At 54.2% G+C, this 17,808-nt stretch carries 16 protein-coding genes; 13 read left to right on the top strand and 3 right to left on the bottom strand.

Annotated features, from left to right (window positions below; genetic code table 11):
* Positions 1-45 precede the first annotated feature (45 nt).
* Positions 46-1,170 carry a glycoside hydrolase family 18 protein gene (locus EV209_RS01330; RefSeq protein ID WP_130432301.1) on the top strand — a complete coding sequence of 375 codons (1,125 nt, stop codon included), beginning with the start codon at positions 46-48 and terminating at the stop codon, positions 1,168-1,170.
* 4 nt (positions 1,171-1,174) lie between these two features.
* On the opposite strand, the gene EV209_RS01325 is transcribed toward EV209_RS01330, so the two are convergent.
* From EV209_RS01325 to EV209_RS01315, 3 genes are read right to left on the bottom strand one after another with little or no spacing between them, the layout of a single operon-like run.
* Positions 1,175-1,357, bottom strand: a complete 183-nt coding sequence (locus EV209_RS01325) for a DUF6472 family protein (protein ID WP_130432299.1) — start codon at positions 1,355-1,357, stop codon at positions 1,175-1,177.
* A 59-nt stretch (positions 1,358-1,416) separates the two neighbouring features.
* Positions 1,417-2,724: a sensor histidine kinase gene (locus tag EV209_RS01320; protein ID WP_130432297.1), complete on the bottom strand. Its 1,308-nt coding sequence runs from the start codon at positions 2,722-2,724 to the stop codon at positions 1,417-1,419.
* On the bottom strand, positions 2,721-3,398 hold the full coding sequence (locus tag EV209_RS01315) for a response regulator transcription factor (RefSeq protein ID WP_130432295.1): 678 nt from the start codon (positions 3,396-3,398) through the stop codon (positions 2,721-2,723). Before EV209_RS01315 ends, EV209_RS01320 begins: the two co-directional genes overlap by 4 nt.
* A gap of 210 nt (positions 3,399-3,608) precedes the next feature.
* On the opposite strand from EV209_RS01315, the gene EV209_RS01310 reads away from it, so the two are divergent.
* The 12 genes from EV209_RS01310 to pknB all read left to right on the top strand — a co-directional run bounded on the left by EV209_RS01310 (position 3,609) and on the right by pknB (position 17,713).
* Entirely contained in the window at positions 3,609-4,382 is a 774-nt protein-coding gene (locus tag EV209_RS01310) for a polyphosphate polymerase domain-containing protein (RefSeq protein ID WP_130432293.1), read from the top strand.
* 19 nt (positions 4,383-4,401) lie between these two features.
* Positions 4,402-5,064 carry a DUF4956 domain-containing protein gene (locus tag EV209_RS01305; protein ID WP_408609003.1) on the top strand — a complete coding sequence of 221 codons (663 nt, stop codon included), beginning with the start codon at positions 4,402-4,404 and terminating at the stop codon, positions 5,062-5,064.
* A gap of 14 nt (positions 5,065-5,078) precedes the next feature.
* Positions 5,079-7,169, top strand: coding sequence for a carbohydrate-binding domain-containing protein (locus tag EV209_RS01300; RefSeq protein ID WP_130432289.1), 2,091 nt, complete (start codon positions 5,079-5,081; stop codon positions 7,167-7,169).
* A 243-nt stretch (positions 7,170-7,412) separates the two neighbouring features.
* Positions 7,413-7,907: a YbaK/EbsC family protein gene (locus tag EV209_RS01295; RefSeq protein ID WP_130432287.1), complete on the top strand. Its 495-nt coding sequence runs from the start codon at positions 7,413-7,415 to the stop codon at positions 7,905-7,907.
* A complete protein-coding gene (gene priA / locus EV209_RS01290) occupies positions 7,904-10,126 on the top strand; it encodes a replication restart helicase PriA (RefSeq protein WP_408609002.1) in 2,223 nt (740 codons plus the stop codon). Before EV209_RS01295 ends, priA begins: the two co-directional genes overlap by 4 nt.
* A 23-nt stretch (positions 10,127-10,149) precedes the next feature.
* Positions 10,150-10,629, top strand: a complete 480-nt coding sequence (gene def / locus EV209_RS01285) for a peptide deformylase (RefSeq protein ID WP_130432283.1) — start codon at positions 10,150-10,152, stop codon at positions 10,627-10,629.
* Entirely contained in the window at positions 10,626-11,555 is a 930-nt protein-coding gene (gene fmt / locus EV209_RS01280; protein ID WP_130432281.1) for a methionyl-tRNA formyltransferase, read from the top strand. The genes def and fmt overlap by 4 nt, the downstream gene beginning before the upstream one ends.
* 11 nt (positions 11,556-11,566) lie before the next feature.
* Positions 11,567-12,292 carry a zinc metallopeptidase gene (locus tag EV209_RS01275; RefSeq protein ID WP_130432279.1) on the top strand — a complete coding sequence of 242 codons (726 nt, stop codon included), beginning with the start codon at positions 11,567-11,569 and terminating at the stop codon, positions 12,290-12,292.
* Positions 12,279-13,574 (top strand): 16S rRNA (cytosine(967)-C(5))-methyltransferase RsmB, encoded by a 1,296-nt coding sequence (gene rsmB, locus EV209_RS01270; RefSeq protein WP_130432277.1) that lies wholly within the window; start codon positions 12,279-12,281, stop codon positions 13,572-13,574. The genes EV209_RS01275 and rsmB overlap by 14 nt, the downstream gene beginning before the upstream one ends.
* On the top strand, positions 13,571-14,614 hold the full coding sequence (gene rlmN, locus EV209_RS01265) for a dual-specificity RNA methyltransferase RlmN (protein WP_130432275.1): 1,044 nt from the start codon (positions 13,571-13,573) through the stop codon (positions 14,612-14,614). Before rsmB ends, rlmN begins: the two co-directional genes overlap by 4 nt.
* Before the next feature lie 13 nt (positions 14,615-14,627).
* Positions 14,628-15,353, top strand: coding sequence for a Stp1/IreP family PP2C-type Ser/Thr phosphatase (locus EV209_RS01260; protein WP_130432273.1), 726 nt, complete (start codon positions 14,628-14,630; stop codon positions 15,351-15,353).
* Between the two features lie 11 nt (positions 15,354-15,364).
* Positions 15,365-17,713, top strand: a complete 2,349-nt coding sequence (pknB, locus tag EV209_RS01255) for a Stk1 family PASTA domain-containing Ser/Thr kinase (RefSeq protein ID WP_130432271.1) — start codon at positions 15,365-15,367, stop codon at positions 17,711-17,713.
* Positions 17,714-17,808 lie beyond the last annotated feature (95 nt).

Here is a 17,808-nt window from a genome sequence, read left to right as displayed (position 1 = left end):
CCGGGACAGAACTTCACTGCTCCCGGCGCTGTAAGGCAGGTATGAATGATTTATGTAGTCAGGGCCGGAGATACGGTCTATTCTATTGCCAGGGAGACCGGCGTGGAGCCGGCGCAGATCCAGTATGACAACCAGCTGTACGGACAATCCCACCTGGTGCCCGGCCAGGCGCTGCTCATCCGGGGGCCGGGAGAAAGCTCGGAATACAGCGGCCTGTATGTGACGGGATATGTATACCCTTTTGTCCAGCGGGATATTCTTCTGGAATCCCTCTCTTATCTGGATGAACTGCTGATTTTTTCCTATGGATTCACGCCGCAGGGCGATCTGATCCCTCCCAGGGTCAGCGATCTGCCCCTGATCGAACTGGCCTGGTCCGCGGGAGTCCGCCCCATGCTGGTGCTCACGCCTTTCGGCGCGGACGGAAGGTTCAATAATTACCTGGTGAACCGGGTTGTGGAAGATGTGGATGTACAGGAAAACCTGATCCGCCAGCTGGAAGATACCGTGAGAGTCATGGGATACGCCGGCGTGGATGTGGATTTTGAATATATTCTGCCGGAAGACCGGGCAGGATATGCTGCCTTTGTGGAAAACCTCCGGGAAGTAATGAATGAAAATGGCTGGCAGGTATCTGTAGCGCTGGCCCCCAAGACTTCGGCGGATCAGGCGGGCCTGCTGTACGAAGGCATGGACTACCGGCTGCTGGGGCAGGCCGCGGATCATGTGTTTCTGATGACTTATGAATGGGGGTATACCTACGGGCCGCCTATGGCGGTGGCGCCGTTAAACATGGTGCGCCGGGTGGTGGAATACGCCCTGACGGAGATTCCGGCGGAAAAAATCCTGATGGGAATCCCAAACTATGGTTATGACTGGCCTTTGCCCTATGTGAGGGGAACAACTGCGGCCACAGTGATCGGGAATGTGGAAGCCGTGAGAATCGCCGCTGAAAACGGGGCGGTAATACAATTTGATGAAATTGCCCAAAGCCCTTTTTTTACCTACCGGAAAGACGGGATTCTCCATGAAGTGTGGTTTGAAGACGTGCGCAGTTTAGAAGCGAAACTGCAGCTGGCGCAGGAAAAGGGTCTGATGGGGGTGGGATACTGGAACCTGATGCGCCCCTTCCGGGCGAACTGGCTGCTGTTCGCCGGATCGGACGCATAGCGGTTCACATCTGTTTCCTTACCACTTTGTATTCGTCATCCATGCGGAAATAGGGGCAGCCTTCAAAGCTGCCCCGTACGAACCGGGCCATTTCATCCTCGTCCAGGTTCACAAGACAGGTGTAGCATTCATAATCTTCGTCATACACATAGTTGACGCAGTAACCACAGCTGGAATGTCCGGCCATTGGGCTCCTCCTTTATTGAGTACCAATACATAGATGTAAATATTTTAACATAGTCTTATTTATGGCGCCAGCTTTATTTCCACATAAAAAGCGGTGCCCTTTTCTTTGCTGCTTTCCGCCCAGATTTTTCCTCTGTGATGTTCCACAATGCTCCGGGCGATGGAAAGGCCCAGCCCGTAGCCGCCCATTTCCCTGGAACGTGCCTGGTCCACCCGGTAGAACCGTTCGAACAGATGGGAGAGTTCCTCCGCGGGAATGGATTCTCCGGAATTTCTGACGCACAGGCGCGCTTTGTCCTGAGAGGCGGAAAGGCTCAGCAGGATGAAACCTTCCGAATCAGTATATTTACAGGCATTGTCCAGCAAAATCATGACCAGCTGCTTGAGCTGCGGCTCATTGCCCAGAACGCACAGCCCTGGGGCGATTTCTTCTTTCAGTTCCAGACGATGCTCAAAGGCCACGGACTCAAAGGGGAGAAGGCAGTTCCAGACCAGGTCGCTGAGAGAGATTCTGGATTTGGGGATTTCGGCCGCAGAAGCATCGGATTTTGCCAGGAACAGCATATCTTCCACCAGCTCTTTCATTCTCTGGCTTTCTTCCTGGATATACCGGATCCACTTCTCCTGGCTCGCGATGGTAGAGCCGGGGTGGGAAAGCAAGATTCTGGAATTGGCCAGAATAACTGTTATGGGAGTTTTCAGCTCATGAGAAGCGTCCGCTACAAACTGCCTTTGCTGCTGCCAGGCTCGTTCCACCGGCTTCACGGCCACCCGGGAGAGCAGCAGGCTGATGAGGAAAAATCCCGCCAGGCCGCCGCAGCCCACCAGCACGGAATTCAGCAGCAGGCGCTGCATAGCGGAATGGCTGCTGCTCAGATCTGCAAAAGCGATGAGCCGGGCGCCGCTGTCCCGGAGTTTGTCGTCGATCAGATATTGCAGGTCCAGACCGGACAGTTTGCCCTCTGGTTTGTCTGCGGACAGCGCGGCGGTCACCGCGGCCTGGGCAGTTTCATCGCTGACCTCCATAAAACTGGAATATATTTCTGCAACCAGGCCGTTCTGGTCAACTTCCGCGCAAAAAGCGGGAAGGAATATTTTTTTTCTCATGCCCTCCGGTCCCGGTTCTTCCGGTTCTGTGAACGCTCCGCCCTGGAATCCGCCGTTTGCTCCCGAACCGGAATCCTCTTTCAGATGGGGAAAAGACTCCAGCTTGTCTGACAGAATCAGCGCCTGGCGCAGGGTATCCTGCACCTCCCGCTGCTGGTTGCGGTAAGTGGAGAGCAGCAGAACGCCGAACACGATGCACAGCACCAGTAAAACCAGAGACATATTGATCAGAATAAATTTCCTGCGCAGTTTCCGGATCATGGTTCAGACACCTCCAGCCGGTAGCCCACTTTCCGAACCGTGCTGATTTCCACGGAAGAGCCCAGGAAAAACAGCTTTTTACGAAGGAAGGAAATATAGGCCTCCACATTATTGTCCGCCGCTTCGGAATCGCAGCCCCAGATTTTGGTGAGAAGAAGCTCTTTGGACAGCACCATGCGGGGGTTGCAGAAAAACAGTTTCAACACTTCATATTCTTTATATCCCAGATGGACAGATTTCCCTCTGCAGGAAAGGCTGTGGGTGGAGAGTTCCAGGGACAGGTCGGCAAATGTCATTTCATCCAGAACCACGTCTCCCTGCCGCCGGGACAGAGCGCGTATCCTGGCCAGCAGCTCATCGGGCACAAAAGGCTTTGTCATATAGTCGTCCGCGCCGCAGTCCAGGCCCGTTACCTTATCTACAGTTTCGTCCCGGGCCGTCAGAAGCAGCACGGGAGTTTTGATATGTGCCTGGCGCAGCAGCCGGACGATTTGAAAACCGTTTTTTCCCGGAAGCATGACATCCAGCACGATCACGTCATACTGTCCGGTGAGAGCACAGTTCAGCCCGTCCTCTCCGTCATAAACCATGTCCACCTGATACCCCTGCTCCTCCATAATCTGACCCAGCGCTTCCGCCAGACGGATCTCGTCTTCTACAATTAATATCTGCATTGTTTCACCTTCCCTGGGAATTTCCTCAAACAGTTCTTGTTTCAGTATAAACAAACCTGAGCGGCTATGCAAGCTTTCTCCGCAAAAGAAAGAAACCTCCTGCAGGCTCTGTGTCAATTTTATGGCAGAAGCCTGAAATTAGTCTGAAACCGGTTTTTCAGGTTAATTTCAGAAACGGGAATTATGATAGCAGGCGGAAGGAGGGATTCCATGAAAAGCTATCAGGAAATATTCCGGCGATATGAGAAAAAATATCTGATGGAAGAAGCGGTTTGCCGGGAACTGTTAAAACGCCTGCAAAACAAAATGGAAGGGGACAGATTCGGAAACTACAGAATAGAAAACCTGTATTTTGATACGGACCAGTATGAAATCATCAGAAAGTCTTTGGAAAAGCCGGTATATAAGGAAAAACTGCGGCTGCGCAGCTATGGGACACCAGGAGCGGAGAGCCAGGTATTTCTGGAATTAAAGAAAAAATACAAAAGCGTGGTATATAAAAGAAGAATCAGCATGACACAGAAAGAGGCTATGGCGCTGATAGAGGATGGAAAACCGCCAATGCTGGAAGGTTTTGTCTCAAAGCAGATTATGAAAGAAATTCAGTGGTTCCTGGAAAAGTATCATCCGGAACTGAAAGTATTTATCGGATATGAACGGCAGGCCTTTTCTGGGATAGAAGACCCAAACTTCCGCCTGACCATAGACAGGCAGATCCGGTACCGCACGGAACAGCTGGATTTGTCGGCGGGAGGGTCTGGAAAAGAAATCCTGCCGTCGGGTTTGTGCCTGATGGAAGTGAAGATTCCGGGCGCCATACCCCTGTGGATGGTGCGGCTGCTGGAAGAGCTGGAGATCAGACAGGTATCTTTCTCTAAGTACGGAACCTGCTATCAGAAATTCTTGAAAAATCAGAAGAAAGAAATAAAAAAAACAGCGGCAGCTTCGCCGCGGGTAAAAAACGGAGGAAAGAACTGTGCTTGATCTGGTATTTAACAGCGTGATGGATACAGCCGCCGCGGGGAGCGCGTCTCCCTGGGCGATGATTTTATGCACCGTGTTTTCATTGCTTTTGGGGATTTGCGGGGCGGGCATTTATATGTATAAAAACACATACAGGAAAAATTTTGTGGTGACATTGGCGCTGCTTCCTGCTATGGTACAAGTGGTGATCATGCTTGTAAATGGAAACCTTGGGGCCGGCGTGGCAGTGGTGGGGGCGTTCAGCCTGATCCGGTTCCGGTCAGTGCCGGGAAGCGCAAAAGAAATCAGCTCCATTTTCTTTGCCATGGCCATCGGCCTTGCCACAGGAATGGGCTATCTGGGATTTGCCGTGATGTTCCTGGCGCTGATCGGCGCGGCGATGGTCCTGCTGCAGGCCCTGCCCTTTGGAAACGGCAGCGGGATGGCCCGGGAACTGAAAATAATGATTCCGGAAGACCTGGATTATGAAGGGCTGTTTGACGACATTTTTGATTTTTACCTGACGGAAAATGAGCTGGAGAGGGTGAAAACTTCCAATATGGGAAGCCTTTATGAGCTGCAGTACCGGGTGGAATTGAAAAAGGGCATTTCTGTAAAACAGATGATGGATGAAATCCGCGTCCGAAATGGAAATCTGAATGTATCCTGTTCCAAAACAGATTTGAACAGGGAAGAACTGTAAGGAGACTGGTGGAGATGAAGAGATTGGATCTATATGGAAGGAGGGCGGCTGCAGCGCTGTGCGCGGCCCTTCTGCTGGCGGCCGGCTGCGGAGATCAGGAGGCAGACGGAAGCGCCGGAACAGACAAGACGGCGGAGACTGCGGGAAAAACGCAGACAGCGGCAGAGAGCCAGCCAGAGACATCTGATTCAGCCGGCAGCGGCGATGCGGAATTGAATACCGCCCTGGAACTGGCCGGGAAATATTCGGAAGAGGATTTTGCGGAGAACTGGGATGGTTCCGTAACGGCGGAGATCCGGCTGGAGGGAGATACCGCTTCTGTAGAGGGGGGAGCGGTTACCGTAAAAGACGGGATTGTCACCATTACGGGAGCAGGGAATTACCGGGTCGCCGGGACGCTGGAAGATGGCCAGCTGCGGGTGGAAGCAGGAAAAGAGGATCTGGTCCGGGTGATTCTGGACGGCGCGGAGATTTCCGGTAGCGCAAATGCGGCAATTTACGCAAAACAGGCTGATAAAACTGTGGTGATTCTTCAGGAGGGGACTGAAAACATCCTGAAGGGAGCCGAGATTTACCAATATGAAGAGGAAGACAGCGAAGAACCTGAGGCCGCGCTTTTTGCCAAGGACGATCTGACCATTACGGGAAAGGGCTCCCTGACTGTGGAGAGCGGGGGAGAAAAAGGAATATCCACAAAAGATGACCTGACCATTACCGGCGGCAGCATTCAGGTGAACGCCCGGAAGGAAGGGATTAAGGGAAGGGATTCTATCTCTGTTTCCGGAGGAGATCTGACTGTGGCCTCCGGAGAAGACGGGCTGAAGGCCAACTACGACCAGGATGCGGAGCAGGGGTGGATCGTGATCGACGGCGGGAATCTGAAGATCACAGCGTCAGGCGACGGAATCCAGGCGGAAAGCGGGCTGCGGGTGAACGGCGGAAACCTGGAGATCACTGCAGCCGGAGATCTGGAAGAAGATTCTTCCAGCAGCAAAGGGCTGAAATCAGGGACAGGGCTGTATCTGGCAGGAGGGACGTTCCAGATGGACTGTACAGATGATGCAATTCATACAAACGGAGCCGCGTTGATTGAAGGAGGAACCTATGCCCTGAAAACAGGGGATGACGGCGTCCATGCGGACGGAAATCTGGAGATCACAGGAGGCGTTATCGAGATCACGGACAGCTATGAAGGCCTGGAAGGCGCTAATGTCCGAATCAGCGGAGGGGAAATTTCCCTGAAATCCTCTGACGACGGAATCAATGCGGCGGGAGGGGACAGCAGCGGCAGCGGAGGCCGCCCGGGGCTGGACCGGTTTAAAGGGGGGACAGATCATGAAATCAGGATCACCGGAGGCAGCATATATGTGGATGCGGACGGAGACGGGCTGGACAGCAACGGCGATATCGTGATGACGGGAGGGCAGGTTTTCATTGACGGGCCCGAGAGCGATGGAGACGGAGCGCTGGATTTTGACGGCAGCTTTCAGATCAGCGGCGGGTTGCTGGCTGCTTCCGGGTCTTCCGGAATGCTGCAGGCTCCGGACAGCAGTTCCCTCCAGAATAGCATTGTGATATATTACAACAGCATAAAAGCGGCGGGGACAGAGACGGCCCTTCGCACTGCAAGTGGAGAAGAAGTGATTTCCTTTACCAGTGGAAAACAGAGCAGGAGCATTGTGCTCAGCGCTCCGGGGCTGGAAGAGGGAAATGTTTATGATTTGTATATCGACGAAGAAAAATGTTGTGAAATCACTGCAGAGTCTGGGGTGACAGCAGTTTCTGAGGATGGTTCTGCAGTGCAGACAGGCGGAATGGGGGGATTCGGCGGACGCGGCCAGGGAGGCAGAGGCGGATTTCCTCAAAATGGAGAGGTTCCGGAAGGGATGAGCCTGCCGGAAGGCATGGAACCGCCGGAGGATATGAGTATGCCGGATGGAATGGAGCCGCCGGAGGACATGAGCCTGCCGGAAGGCATGACTAAGCCGGCGGGGATGGAGCGCCCCGAAGGAACAGGACGTCCGGAGGGCGGGGGATTCCCCGGCAGGGACGGCGGTCAGAAAGGAGACCAGGAGACTGGAGGGGATAGCGGAGATACACTGTAAGCAGGCGCTGAGACTATTATGCTTAGATTATAACCGGGAAAAACCGGACCGGCAGCGGATGCCCGGCGTCAGAATAATTTCTGGCGTCAGGACAGCCGCTGCTTTTTCATTGCATAGGAACGTTCCCTATGCAACAAACCCCTCCGGGGGGATTCCTTTTCATATTTTGACAATTCCACCCGAACCGTGGTATGATAAAGTTGTTTTAAATAAGTGTTCTGGATGAAATGGAGAGTGAAAAAGATGTCTTTGGAACGGGCGAAACAATATCTGGCTCAGAAAGGCCTGGAAAGCCGGGTGATGGAGTTTGAGGCGTCCAGCGCCACGGTGGAGCTGGCGGCGGCAGCGCTGGGGTGCAGTCCGGCCAGGATTGCAAAGACGCTGTCCTTTGCGGGAAAGACTGGGCCGGTTTTGATTGTGACGGCCGGAGATGCCAAAATCGAGAATCATAAATATAAAGAAACCTTTGGCTGCAAGGCGAAGATGCTCAGACCGGAGGAAGCTGAGAGACTGATCGGTCATGCGGTGGGTGGGGTTTGCCCCTTTGGCGTGCCTGAGGATGTGGAAGTGTACCTGGATCAGTCCCTGAAGCGGTTTGATGTGGTCTATCCTGCCTGCGGAAGCAGCAACAGCGCGGTGAGGCTGACGGTTTCCGAGCTGGAAGAGGCTTCCGGGAGCCGGGAATGGGTGGATGTCTGCCAGGGATGGCAGGATGATACGGAGAGGGGAGCGGGCTGATGCCTGAATTTGCCAATGTGATTGTGGATATTTCCCATGAACGGCTGGACAGGACGTTCCAGTACCGGATCCCGGAGCGGCTGAAGGACCGGCTGCAGCCCGGGAGCCGGGTCAGAATTCCTTTTGGCGGCGGGAACAGAATGATTGAAGGTTATGTAACCGAGCTGACGGACCGGGCGGAATACGAACCCGGCAGGATGAAAGAGATCGGGGAAATCGCAGGCGGCGGCCTGGCGGTGGAGTCAGAGCTGATCGCTCTGGCAGGGTGGATAAAAGAACACTATGGTTCCACCATGATCCAGGCCCTGAAAACAGTTATGCCTGTTAAGGACAGGGTGAAGGAAAAAGAAGAGAGATGGGTGCGGCTGTGCCTGAACCAGGAAGAGCTGGGTGCTGCCAGGTCTTTGTGCATAAAAAAACACCAGACGGCCAGACTGCGCCTGCTGGAAGCCCTGAAAGAAAATCCCAGGCTGCCCTGGGCGGAAGTGGCCGGACGGCTGAAGCTGACGATGGCTGCGCTCAGGCCCATGGAGGAAGCGGGGCAAATAAGGATCGAAGGGCGGCAGTCTTACCGGAACCCGGCAGCCGGCACGGGGCTGGAAACCCCGCCGGTGAGGCTTAACGAGGCTCAGCAGTTCATCGTGAACCAACTGACCGGTGAGATTGGAAGGAAGGACCGGAGGCCGGCGCTGATCTTTGGCGTGACAGGAAGCGGTAAAACAGAAGTCTATATGGAGCTGATTTCCAGGACGATATCAGCCGGAAGACAGGCCATTGTTCTGATTCCGGAGATCGCCCTCACCTTTCAGACGGTACAGCGGTTCTGCGGAAGATTTGGAGACAGGGTTTCTTTTGTGAATTCCCGGATGAGCGCCGGGGAGAGATACGACCAGTTTGAAAGAGCCAGAAAAGGAGAGCTGGATGTGATGGTTGGCCCCAGGTCAGCCCTCTTTACGCCCTTTGGCCGCCTGGGGTTGATCATCATCGACGAGGAGCATGAGCATACCTATAAGAGTGAAAATATGCCCAGATATCATGCCAGAGAAACTGCCATCGCCCGGGCGGAACTCTGCGGGGGGCTGGTGGTTCTGGGCTCCGCCACCCCGTCGGTGGAAAGCTATTACCAGGCGCTGGCAGGCAGATTCCGGCTGTTCCGCCTGAAAAAAAGAGCCTCTGCAGACAGTGTTCTGCCTCAGGTGTCAGTGGTGGATCTGAGGAAAGAGCTGGAAGCAGGGAATCAGTCTGTTTTTAGTAGGGAGCTCCGGAAGAAAATGGAATCCTGCCTGGGAAATGGGCAGCAGATGATGCTGTTTCTGAACAGAAGGGGTTACGCTGGTTTTGTATCCTGCCGTTCCTGCGGGAAGCCGATGAAATGCCCTCACTGCGATGTGTCCCTTACTGCGCACAGAAACGGCAGGCTGGTCTGCCACTATTGCGGCTACTCCGTCCCGCTGCCGAAAGCCTGCCCTTCCTGCGGATCTCCTTATATCGCAGGGTTTGGTCTGGGAACTCAGAAGGTGGAGGCTTTGGTGGGCCGGGAATTTCCCGGCGCACGGGTGCTCAGGATGGATTATGACACAACAGCGGGAAAAGGAGGCCATCAGGCAATTCTGGAGGCCTTCGGAAGAGGAGAGGCGGATATCCTCATCGGCACGCAGATGATTGTGAAAGGCCACGATTTCCCCGGGGTGACGCTGGTGGGAATACTGGCCGCGGATCTCTCCCTGCATGCCGGGGATTACCGTTCCTCTGAGGTGACTTTTCAGCTGCTGACACAGGCTGCGGGAAGAGCCGGACGGCGGGGCATTCCGGGAGAAGTGGTGATTCAGACCTATATGCCGGAGCACTATGCGGTTCAGGCAGCGGCGGCCCAGGATTATGAAGAGTTCTATCATCGGGAGATTTTGTACAGGAACCTGTTGAAATACCCTCCCGCAGGCTGCCTGATGGCGCTGCAGATCTCTTCTGCGTCAGAAGAAGCGGCGGAAGAAGCGGCCCGCGGCCTGGCGAATGCAATTTCTGACAGCTGCGGGACAGAAGGACAGGTGACGGGACCCGCGGACGCGCCGGTTTTGAAAGTAAGAGATATTTATCGGAAACTGGTCTATGCAAAAGCGGCAAAATATAGTACACTGATAGCTGCGAAGGACCGGGCGGAAGCGTATATGAAAGATTTTCCCGGCGCTTCGAAAGTGCAGCTGCAGTTTGACTTCAGCTGAGGATGAGATAAGGAGAATGAAAAATGGCAATCAGAAAAATAAGAATCATGGGGGATCCTGTTTTGACGAAAACCTGTAAAGAGGTCAAAGAAGTGACGCCCAGGATCAAAATGCTGGTAGAGGATATGTTTGATACGATGTATGCTGCGGACGGCGCCGGACTGGCGGCTCCTCAGGTAGGGGTGCTGAAGCGGATTGTTGTAATCGATACGGACGGAGAACACCCCTATGTGCTGATCAATCCGGAAATCCTGGAGACTTCCGGTGAGCAGACCGGGGGAGAAGGATGCCTGAGCCTGCCCGGAAAGGCGGGAATCGTAACCCGCCCCAATTATGCAAAGGTGAAGGCATACGACCTGGACATGAAGGAATTTGTGCTGGAGGGCGAAGAACTGCTTGCGAGAGCGATCTGCCACGAGTGCGACCATCTGGAGGGGCGCATGTATGTGGATAAGGTAGAAGGCGATCTATACAGCACAGTCGCGGAGGATGAGGAATCATGAGAATCGTTTTTATGGGAACGCCGGACTTTTCCGTACCGGCCCTGGAAACGCTGATCGCCAGCGAGCATCAGGTGGTAGGCGTGGTGACCCAGCCGGATAAACCCAGGGGAAGAGGAAACAATGTTCAGATGACACCGGTGAAAAAAGCCGCTGTGATGGCCAAGATCCCGGTTTTTCAGCCTGTCAGGCTCAGAGATCCGGGGGCGCTGGACCAGATCGCAGCATGGAAGCCGGATGCTATCGTGGTGGTGGCTTTCGGACAGATCCTGCGAAAAGAGGTGCTGGAACTGCCCAAGTACGGCTGCTTTAATATCCACGCCTCTTTGCTGCCGAAATTCCGCGGCGCGGCTCCCATCCAGCAGGTGATTCTGGAGGGGGAGAAAAAAACCGGCGTTACCATCCAGCAGATGGATGAAGGCATAGATACGGGAGATATCCTGGCACAGGCGGAAATTGTCATCGATCCCTGCGAGACCGGCGGAAGCCTGCATGATAAGCTGGCTGTTTTGGGCGGTCCGCTGCTTCTCCAGGTATTAAGAAAGGCGGAGCAGGGCATCCTAAGGCATGTGGCTCAGAATGAGGCAGAATCTTCCTACTATGGTATGCTTCATAAAAAAATGGGGCTTATCGACTGGAAAAAATCCGCTGCCGAGATCGAGCGTATGGTCAGAGGGCTGAATCCCTGGCCCAGCGCTTTTACCTTCCGGGGAGGAAAATCCCTGAAAATCTGGAAAGCGGCAGTGGTCCCGGGAGAAGAAGGGAAGAGCTGCGGCACAGTGCTCCAGGCAGGAAAGGAGTCCTTTACTGTTCAGACAGGTGAGGGAGCTCTGGAAGTGCTGCAGGTGCAGATGGAGGGCAAACGCCGCATGAGCGCGGGCGAGTTTCTGAGAGGATTCCCCATGTCTGCAGGGGAACAATTAGGCTGAGGAGTGAGAATATGATTACAGCATATTACTATTCACCATTTTACATGTTTTGGGACCCGACTTATTGGCTGATCATTGCGGGGGCGGTGCTGTCTCTGCTGGCTTCGGCCAGGGTGAACAGCGTGTTCCGCAAGTATTCCGGCGTCCGGTCCAGAACCGGGATGACGGGAGCGGAGGCTGCCCGCCGGATTTTGATGTCCCAGGGGATCACGGATGTGCGGATCGAAAGAGTCAACGGAAAACTGACCGACCACTATGATTCCAAAAATAAAGTGCTCCGCCTTTCTGACAGCGTCTATGATTCGGCTTCTGTGGCGGCAGTGGGTGTGGCCGCCCATGAATGCGGCCATGCGGTGCAGCACCAGAGGGCCTATGTCCCCCTGACCCTGCGCAGCGCTCTGGTGCCTGTAGCTAATTTCGGGTCCATGCTCAGCTGGCCGCTGATTATTGCAGGTATTCTTCTGAGCTGGAACCAGACGCTGATCATGATCGGCATCATCCTGTTTTCCGCAGTGGTTCTGTTTCAGCTGGTGACGCTGCCGGTGGAATTCAACGCTTCCGGAAGAGCAGCGGCTCTTTTGGCGGATAACGGGATTTTATACCAGGAAGAAGTGAAGGATGTGAAGCGGGTGTTGGGAGCGGCGGCCCTGACCTATGTTGCGGGCGCGGCAGCAGGAATCCTGCAGCTTCTCCGGCTGCTGATCCTGTTCGGAGGTCGGAACCGTGACGGCAGATAACAGCGTGAACGTCAGAGCGGTGGCGGCGGACGCCGTACTGGAAATACTGGAGCGCGGCGCCTACAGCCACCTGCTTTTGCGTCAGGTTTTGGCAAAGTACGGATACCTTTCCCGGCAGGACAGAGCATTTTTGACCCGCCTGGTGCAGGGGACTGTGGAGCGGGCCATTGAGCTGGACTGGATGATCGGACAGTATTCCAGCGTCCCTGTGAAGAAGCTGAAGCCCTTTATCCGCAGTCTGCTGCGGATTTCCGTTTATCAGCTGAAATATATGAGAGTTCCGGCTTCCGCGGTCTGCAACGAAGCGGTGAAACTTGCAAAAAAAAGACATTTTGCCGGCCTGACAGGATTTGTAAACGGCGTGCTGAGAAAAATATCAGCAGAGCTGCCCAATCTGCCGGAGCAGGAGGACTGGTCTCTGCGCTATTCCATGCCCCCATGGCTGCTGGAACAGTGGAGAAAACAATATCCGACAGAAATATTGCAGAAAATGTTAGAAGGCTTTTATGAAAAAAGCGCCAGAGGGCTGTGCGTCCGCTGCAATCTGAGCCTGGCTTCCCCTGAGGAGGTGAAGGCGTTACTGGAGCAGGAGGGCGTAAAGGCGGAGGCAGATACCGAGCTGCCCCAGGTTCTCTGGCTGCAGAATATGGGAAATATCGAAAAGCTGTCTGCTTTTAGCAGAGGCTGGTTTGTGGTGCAGGATAAAAGCTCTGTGCTGGCTGGCCTGGCCGCCGCGCCAAAACCCGGCAGCTTCTGCGTGGATGTATGCGCGGCCCCCGGCGGAAAGACGTTGCACCTGGCGGATCAGATGAGGGGAAGCGGTCTGGTGGAGAGCCGGGATGTATCGGAGGAGAAATGCGCGCTGATACGGGAAAATGTGCTGCGCTGCGGATTTGAAAACGTACATATCAGCTGCTGGGACGCCAGGGAATTTGACGGCAGCCTGGCGGGACAGGCAGATGTGCTGCTTGCGGACCTGCCTTGCTCAGGCCTTGGAATTTTAGGCGGAAAGCCGGACATCAAGTACCGGATGAATGAAGAAAAACAGGAGAGCCTGGTTCTTCTGCAGAGAGAGATCCTGGAAACGATTTGGCAGTATGTAAAGCCCGGCGGGAGGATGATCTACAGCACCTGCACCATCAACAGGCAGGAGAATGAGGAACAGGCAGCCTGGATCTGCGGCCGGTTCCCCTTCCGCCTGGTAAGAGACAGGCAGTATCTGCCGGGCGTGGACGGCTGCGACGGGTTTTACATTGCGGAGCTGGAAAGAGAGGAAATATGACGGAACTGACAGACATCAAGTCCTGTACCCTTGGGGAGCTGGAAGAGGCAGTGCTGGAGATGGGAGAAAAGAAATTCCGGGCCGGGCAGCTCTACCAGTGGATGCACCAGAAGCTGGCGGCGGATTATGACAGCATGACCAACTTGTCCGCAGCCTTCCGGCAGCAGCTGAAAAGCAGGTGCCGGCTGACCGTGCTGAAACCGGTACAGGTGCTGGCTTCCAAAATTGACGGGACCAGAAAATACTTGTTCCAGCTAGAGGACGGAAATGTGATTGAGAGCGTGCTGATGCGCTATCATCACGGGAATTCTGTGTGCGTTTCTTCCCAGGCGGGCTGCAGGATGGGATGCCGGTTCTGTGCCTCCACTCTGGACGGGCTGGCCAGGAATCTGCGGGCTTCGGAGATTTTGGAGCAAGTTTACCGGATTCAGGCGGATACGGGAGAGAGGGTTTCCAATGTGGTGATCATGGGTTCCGGAGAGCCCCTGGACAACTATGAGAATGTAGTCCGGTTCATGCGCCTGCTGTCATCGCCTGAGGGGCTGAATATCAGCCAGAGGAATATCACGCTGTCCACCTGCGGGCTGGTTCCTCAAATACAGCGGCTGGCAGGGGAAGGGCTGGCGGTTACGCTGGCGCTGTCACTCCATGCTTCCAACGACGAGGTGAGAAAGACGCTGATGCCAATTGCCAACCGTTACCCGCTGAAAGAAGTGCTGGCTGCCTGCAAATTTTATTTTGAAAAAACAGGGCGCAGGCTGACCTTTGAATACAGCCTGGTGAACGGCGTGAACGACAGGAGGCAGGATGCGGACGAGCTGTCCGGGCTCCTGAAGGGATTCCAGGGGCATGTAAACCTGATCCCCGTGAATCCCATAAAAGAGCGGGATTTTAAGCAGTCAGAGCGGCAAAATATCGAGAATTTCAAAAAAAACCTTGAAAAAAACGGAATTAATGTTACTATAAGAAGAGAAATGGGCCGGGACATCAATGGTGCCTGCGGCCAGTTAAGAAAGCATTATATGGAGCAGGAGACATAAAGGAGCAGAACTTATGATAGCCTGTACAAGGACTGATACCGGCGTGATGCGGCGGGTCAATGAGGACTTTGCCTATTGTTCCACGCTGCCGGTGGGTAAGCTGCCCAATCTGCTTGTCGTAGCGGACGGGATGGGCGGGCACCAGGCCGGTGATTTTGCATCCCAGTATGCAGTGGAGACATTTGTGGAGGCAGTTGCATCCGGCTCTTCTGCAGTCCCCTTCGGCGTGATACGGGACGCTGTGGTCAGGGCGAATTCTCAGGTCCTGAAGCGATCCCTGGAGGATATGGCGCTGCGGGGAATGGGTACGACCCTGGTGGCTGCCACGGTGATTGAGGATATTTTATATGTGGCGAATATCGGGGACAGCCGCCTTTATGTGATCAATGAAGGGATACGCCAGATTACAAGAGACCATTCTTATGTGGAAGAGGCGGTGGCCCGGGGAGAGATCAAAAGAGGGTCTCCGGAATATGAGAGTCAGAAGAAATTTATCACCAGAGTGATCGGTGTGGATTCAAAAGCAGTGCCGGATTTTTTTGAAGTGGAAGTGCAGCCGGGAGATATCCTGCTGCTGTGCACGGACGGATTGACTAATATGGTATCCGATGAACAAATCAGGAGAATCGTCAACGGCCCTCTGGAGCTGGAAGAGAAAGCCCAGGCGCTGGTAGACGCGGCCAATCAAAACGGCGGCAGGGATAATATCACAGTCATCCTTGCGTCAGCAGGAATATAAGAGGTGAACACATGTTGCAGATCGGAATGTTTCTAGGAGACAGATACGAAATACTGGAAAAAATCGGGACAGGAGGAATGGCGGACGTCTATAAGGCGCGCTGCCATAAGCTGAACCGTCTTGTGGCGGTCAAGGTTCTGAAGCCTGAATACTGCCGGGACAAAAGCTTTGTGTCCAGATTCCGGGTGGAAGCCCAGGCGGCGGCCGGACTGACCCATCCCAATATTGTGAATGTCTATGATGTGGGGGATGAGGGCGATATGCACTATATCGTCATGGAGCTGGTGGAAGGCATTACTCTGAAGGAATATATCGCTAAGAAAGGAAAGCTGGACATCCGGGAATCCATCGGGATCACCATTCAGGTGGCTCAGGGGATGAACGCGGCGCATCAGCAGCATATCATCCACCGGGATATCAAGCCTCAGAACATTATAATTTCCAAAGACGGAAAAGTGAAAGTGACTGATTTTGGCATTGCTCATGCGGCCTCCGGAGACACCATCAATTCCTCTTCCGGAACCATGGGTTCCGTTCACTATACTTCGCCGGAGCAGGCAAGGGGAGGGTACTGTGATGAGCGCAGCGACATTTATTCCCTGGGTATCGCGCTCTATGAGATGCTGACAGGCCAGGTGCCTTTTGACGGGGACAACACTGTGGCGGTGGCCCTGGCGCACATCCAGAATGAAATGGTGCCCCCCAGGCAGCTCAACCCTACTATTCCGGTGAGCCTGGAAAAAATCATCCTGAAATGCACGCAGAAGAAGCCGGAGCGCCGGTATACCACTGCGGTGGAGCTGATCGCTGATCTGAGGAAGGCTCTGATGATGCCGGATCAGGATTTTGTAAAAGCGGCTCCCAAGGAAGATATGAGCAATACGCAGATGATCGGCGTAGGAACGCTTTCTGCTATCCGGGAAGGGGAGCAGGAGGATGCTGATTCTTCTGGGCAGGCATTTGCTTCTGAAGGCGGGCAGCAGACGGGAAGCGCAGAGGGCGAAGTGCCTGACGGCTACGAGGATGCAGAGGATTACGACGACGACCAGATGGAATATGACGATGAAGAAGAGTATGATGACGGCAGGTATGACGAAGATTTTGATGATGACGAAGATCTGAAGGACAGCCGTTTTGACAAGGTCATCCTGGGAGCGGGAATTACGGTGGCAGTGGTTATTGTAGTTTTGGCGCTGTATGTGATCGCCCGGGCGTTTAATATATTCCCGGGAGGCGGGGGAAAAGAAACGGAAACCTCCGCAACAGAATCAGCTATCGAAGGAACCACGCTGGCGTCCACCCAGACCAGAATGCCCAATCTGATCGGCGCGTCCGTCAATGATGTGGACAGCATCATGGCGTCCAGCTTCCTGAAGGCCAGCTATCAGTATGAGTACAGTGATGAATATGAAAAGAATTACGTCTGCCGCCAGCAGTATGAGGAAGGCGAGATCCTGGATAAACAGACTACGGTGACCGTATGGATCAGCAAAGGCAAGGAAGAGTCTAAAATGCCTGATGTGGTGGGCAAGACCGAAGAACAGGCCATGGCGGAGCTGAGAAGCCTGAATCTCAACCTGAACATTAAGCAGGAGACAGAATACAGCGCAGACCAGGAGGCGGGCCGGGTGACCAGAACCAACCCCTCCAAGGATCAGGATCTGAAGACAGGGGATACAGTGACCGTGTATATCAGCCTGGGCGAAGAAGCCGAAGAGGTGGAAGTGCCCGATCTGTTTAAGCTGACTCAGGCGGAAGCGGCCAGCAGGCTGGCGGAGAGAAAGCTCTCCCTGGGCGAGGTAAAAGAGGATTACAGCCCCAACGTAGAGGCCGGCCATGTGATCAGCCAGGATATTGTATCCGGCACAAAGGTGGAAGCCGGCACCAGAGTGGGCATCGTCATCAGCAAGGGGAAACAGACTGAGATGGTGAGGATTCCCAGTGTGGTGAACAGCACGGAGGCTGAGGCCAAGAAAACGCTGGAAGACGCCAAACTGAAAGTGAACGTGACTACGGAACACAACGACTCTGTGGATGCCGGCCGGGTGATCAGCCAGAGCCCTTCGGCGGATACTGAGGTGGAAGAGGGAACCGTGGTGACTATTGTGATTAGTTTGGGTAAGGAAGTGGTGTATCATGAGATACCTGATATGAGGACGATGGTTGAGGGTTACATCAGAGGGAATATGACGGCGCTGAATCTGATTCCTGTATTCGAATATGGAACGGACAGCTCTGTAGAAGAAGGACAGTGTTATGCTCAGGATGTCCCGCCTGGAACAAAATTACCGGAGGGAAGTGTAGTGAAGTTTTATATTAACAGACCTCCCAGCACCAATAGCGGAGATAACGCCGGATAACGAATCAAATGACCAGGGCCGCACATAGGTCCTGTGGAAGACAGCGGGTGTATGGACTGCGGGAATCTGATGGAGCGATGAACATTCCCGCGTCT

Origin of the sequence: Cuneatibacter caecimuris (assembly GCF_004216775.1) — a bacterium.
GTDB classification, from domain to species: Bacteria; Bacillota; Clostridia; order Lachnospirales; family Lachnospiraceae; genus Cuneatibacter; species Cuneatibacter caecimuris.
The sequence above is the reverse complement of the archived record's forward strand: the minus strand, read 5'-3'. Positions and strand labels throughout refer to the sequence as shown.